This window comes from Candidatus Thiosymbion oneisti (genome assembly GCF_900092655.1).
GTDB classification, from domain to species: Bacteria; Pseudomonadota; Gammaproteobacteria; order Chromatiales; family Chromatiaceae; genus Thiosymbion; species Thiosymbion oneisti.
This window is the reverse complement of the sequence record NZ_FLUY01000187.1, coordinates 1-4,163: the sequence shown is the minus strand read 5'-3', so window position 1 is coordinate 4,163 and position 4,163 is coordinate 1. Positions and strand designations below refer to the sequence as shown.

Sequence of the window (4,163 nt, the reverse complement as noted above, 5' to 3'; positions counted from 1 at the left end):
CTGGATTCCGGCAATCCCTGCCGGAATGACGGGGTAGGGGTCGGCAGACTTCATCACTTAAAATTTAGCCACTACCCTGGAGGGATATTGGCGAAGCACGAGCGGTGAAACGATTGTTCCTTTAAACTAAGTCATTGAAGAGGTTTTCATGAAGTCTCAAAATATTATTCTTATCACTGGGTCAAGCGGTCTCATCGGTAGTGAAGTTGTCGCGTTCTTCGCTCGTGATGGTCGTATTATTCACGGAGTTGACAACAACCAGCGTGAGGTGTTCTTCGGCGCATCTGGCAGCACGCGATGGAATCAAGAGCGGTTGAAGCAGCAGTATTCCAGTTTCACCCACCATGATCTTGATATCAGGAATAGGGAGGGCGTATTCAATTTGGTGGCGGATCTGCGCCCTTCTGCAATCGTTCATGCAGCCGCCCAACCTTCTCATGATCGTGCGGCACAGATTCCGTTCGAAGATTTCGATACGAATGCAGTCGGTACGCTGAATCTTCTTGAGGCTGCTCGCCAACATTGCCCAGAATCTCCCTTTGTGCACATGTCCACAAACAAGGTTTACGGCGACGCTCCAAATCGTTTGGAACTGGTTGAGAATGACACTCGCTGGGAGTTTGCCGACGTTACATGGCAACAGGGCATCCCTGAGTCATTCAGCATTGATCAATCTAAACACTCGCTGTTCGGTGCATCGAAACTTGCTGCCGATGTCCTTGTCCAGGAATATGGCCGTTACTTCAATATGCCCACCTGCTGCCTGCGCGGTGGTTGCCTTACCGGCCCCAGCCACAGCGGTGTGGAATTACATGGCTTTTTGAGCTATCTCATCAAATGTAATCTAGAGGGCCAGCTTTACACCGTCTTTGGCTACAAGGCTAAACAGGTGCGTGACAACATTCACTCCTGGGATGTGGCCAATTTTATCGCACGATTCATTCAGGCGCCCCGGATCGCCGAGGTCTATAACTTGGGTGGTGGAAGGGAAAACAGCATTTCCATGATGGAGGCGTTCAGGCTGATAGAATCGATCAGCGGTAAGCAGATGAATTATCAGTACTCGGACAAGGCACGAGAGGGAGACCATATCGTTTACTACAGCGACCTAAGAAAAATGCAGGCCCACTACCCTGACTGGCGTATCACCAAAGACTTGAACTCAATCTTTCAGGAGATACATGATGGCTGGGTAGATCGTCATCGGCCTTAACATGAAGCGCAAGGCAAGGACAATTCTGATGACCATTCCGATTTCTATTTTTGCTTACCTCAATGGCGGCCTCGGCAACCAGCTCTTTCAGTACGCAACCGCACGAGCGATGGCCTACAGGCACAACGCAGAGCTGGTCTTGGACAACTGGAGCGGTTTCGTCCGCGACAGGCAGTATCGCCGCCACTACGAACTTGCACCGTTGCCGGTTCGTGCGCGCATCGCTAGACCGTGGCAGCGCCTGCCAATATGGCTCTATCGCTGGCAATATCGACACCGCCGCCAACCTCCTGAACTGGTGAATCGCCACCGCTACGGAGATTTCCTCCAAGAGACTGAAATATCCTTCCTGCCGGTGCTCCTACAGGTACAACCCGTCCGTAGCACCTGGCTGGTGGGCTACTGGCAAAGCCCTAGATATTTCGACGACTGTGCAACGTTACTTCGTAGCGAACTGATGCCGCCTCCGCCGAACCAGCGGCGCTTTTTGACCTTGGGGGATGAGATGCAGCGCACCAATTCGGTGGCGTTGGGCATACGCCTGTATGAGGAGAGTGCCGATCCCGCTGTTCATGCACGCGAGGGCCGGGTGAAGACCGCGGCAGACATTCGGGCCACCGTAGAGCGGCTGCGTTTGCGGCAGCCGCAAGCGCGCTTCTACATCTTCTGCGCCCATCGTTCGCCGTTGTTGGATCAGCTTAACCTGCCGGACGATACGGTGTCCGTGACCCATGACGACGGCTTTACAGGCACGCTGGAGCGTCTGTGGCTCATGACCCGTTGCCGCCACCACATCATCACCAACAGCTCCTACTATTGGTGGGGCGCATGGTTGAGCGCTGCCGTGCGCGGTAGCGAGAGCCAGCAGATTCTGGCGGCGGACAACTTTGTGAACAGCGATAGCCTCTGCCCGCAGTGGGAGACATTTTAACCATGTGCGGGATTGTCGGCATTGTTGGTGTCGCGAACGAGCAGGAGCTGACTTGGCTGCGCACGGCCTGTGGCAGGATGAGGCATCGTGGCCCGGACGCTTCGGGTGTCTGGATTGCGCCCGATGGCGGAGCGGCGTTCGGGCACCGCCGACTTTCGATCATCGATACCAGCTCCGATAGTCATCAGCCGTTCGTTTCCGAAGACGGACTGTTGATCCTGGTCTTCAACGGCGAGATCTACAATTATTTGGAGTTGCGCGCTGAGCTTGAAGCCCTTGGTGAGCGGTTCCGTACCGAAGGTGATACGGAAGTTCTGTTGGCAGCTTACCGTCATTGGGGCACGGCTTGTCTTGGTCGGCTCAATGGTATGTGGGCGTTCTCGATCTGGGATCGGCGCCGTGGCCCGGGGCAGGAACGTCTATTTGTTGCTCGTGATCGCGCCGGAGAAAAGCCCTTCTACTACCGTCACCGGCGTGGCCGCTTGGAGTTTGCATCGGAGTTAAAAGGATTGCGTGTTGAGGGCGGCATCGATCTTCAGGCACTCAATCACTATTTGGCGCTGGGCTATGTGCCGGGCGATCTCTGCATTGCTGCTGGCGTGCGAAAACTGCCGCCTGGCCATGCCGGTTTATTTGACCGCGCACACGGGGGATTCAAGGTTTGGCGCTACTGGCAGCTTCCCGAACGGCTGACGGGCGCAGCCGACGCTACGGATGGGGAGATGCTGGCCGAGCAGGCGTGGTCACTGCTGGTCGATTCGACACGACTGCGCCTGCGCAGCGATGTGCCCACCGGGGTGTTTCTCTCCGGTGGTTTGGATTCCAGCCTTGTCACGGCGGCCGCCGCGCATGTCTCTGGTCAGCCAATACAGACCTTCACAATTGGCAACCCGGGTTCTGCGCTCGACGAAACTGCTCATGCACAACTCGTGGCGGATGCCTTCGGCACCAAACACCAGGTGCTGCCGATCGAGCAACCTTCGTTGGGCCTTTTGGACGAGTTTGCCCCCTTCGTCGATGAGCCGATTGCCGATTCGTCGATTCTGCCCATGTTCCTGATCAGCCGGCTGACGCGTCGGCACGTGACCGTAGCACTCGGCGGCGACGGCGGTGATGAGCTCTATGGGGGTTACAGTTACTATCAGGCGGCGCTGCGTGATCGAGCTCGCCTTGGTTGGCTGCCGAAGCCCGCGCTCGGGATCGCCGCACGCTTGGCCGTAAGGCTGCCGGCGGGCGTTCGCGGCCGCAATCGACTGGCGTCACTGCGGGCCAGCCTAGAGCAGGCGAGTATTTGGGGAACGCCTTACTTTGATATCGAATTGCGCTGCCGAATCTTGACTCCGGATGTCCTTGCGGCCCTTGGCCCGGATCTCGATGCGCCAGAGCGCCGCAGCCTTGCGCTTTTCGGTAAGCCTCAAGATCCGGTCGACGGCCTGACGCGACTCGACTTTCAGCAAGTGCTGGCGGACGATTTCCTGGTCAAGGTCGACCGGGCCAGCATGGCGAACAGCCTGGAAGTAAGGACGCCGTTCCTTGATTATCGCTTGGTGGAACATGCCTTTCGCGAGATTCCACCACACTGGAAATGTACTCCTGACGAGCGCCGTCGCGTGCAAAATTTGATGGCAAAAAAATACTTGCCGAAAGGTTTTGTGCTGAACCGGAAACAAGGATTTTCGGTGCCAATGGATCAATGGATGAAGGCCGCAAATGCCGAAGAGCAACTAGAGACTCTGCCGCGAGATTTGATCAATTTAGCCGAAGTGATGCGCTTGCATCGTGGTCAATTGAAAAACAGGACAAACGGCGCGCGACTGTTTGCACTCTTCATGCTTGAGAAGGCGCTAAAGAATTGCGGCGACAATTTTACTCGAAGGATGGATAGTGCCTGAACGAAAACTCTGGTTTATGAAATTTTCCAGCGAAAATTTCATAAAAATTTTGGTAGTGGTATTTTTTAAATGCTAGAGTAGAATAACTCATCTACAAAATCAATCAAAGGGGTTTTCAGTCATGATT

General features: G+C 55.3%; 3 protein-coding genes. All 3 read left to right on the top strand.

All coding sequences use genetic code 11. From position 1 onward, the window contains the following. Window positions 1-148 precede the first annotated feature (148 nt). The 3 genes from BQ17_RS01710 to asnB are packed head-to-tail and all read left to right on the top strand — an operon-like array spanning window position 149 to window position 4,036. Complete coding sequence (locus BQ17_RS01710; RefSeq protein WP_089724014.1) at window positions 149-1,213, top strand: NAD-dependent epimerase/dehydratase family protein; 1,065 nt, start codon at window positions 149-151, stop codon at window positions 1,211-1,213. 28 nt (window positions 1,214-1,241) lie between these two features. Beyond that, entirely contained in the window at window positions 1,242-2,144 is a 903-nt protein-coding gene (locus BQ17_RS01705; protein ID WP_176722242.1) for an alpha-1,2-fucosyltransferase, read from the top strand. A 2-nt stretch (window positions 2,145-2,146) separates the two neighbouring features. Next, window positions 2,147-4,036, top strand: coding sequence for an asparagine synthase (glutamine-hydrolyzing) (asnB, locus tag BQ17_RS01700; RefSeq protein WP_089724012.1), 1,890 nt, complete (start codon window positions 2,147-2,149; stop codon window positions 4,034-4,036). The last annotated feature ends 127 nt before the right edge of the window (window positions 4,037-4,163 follow it).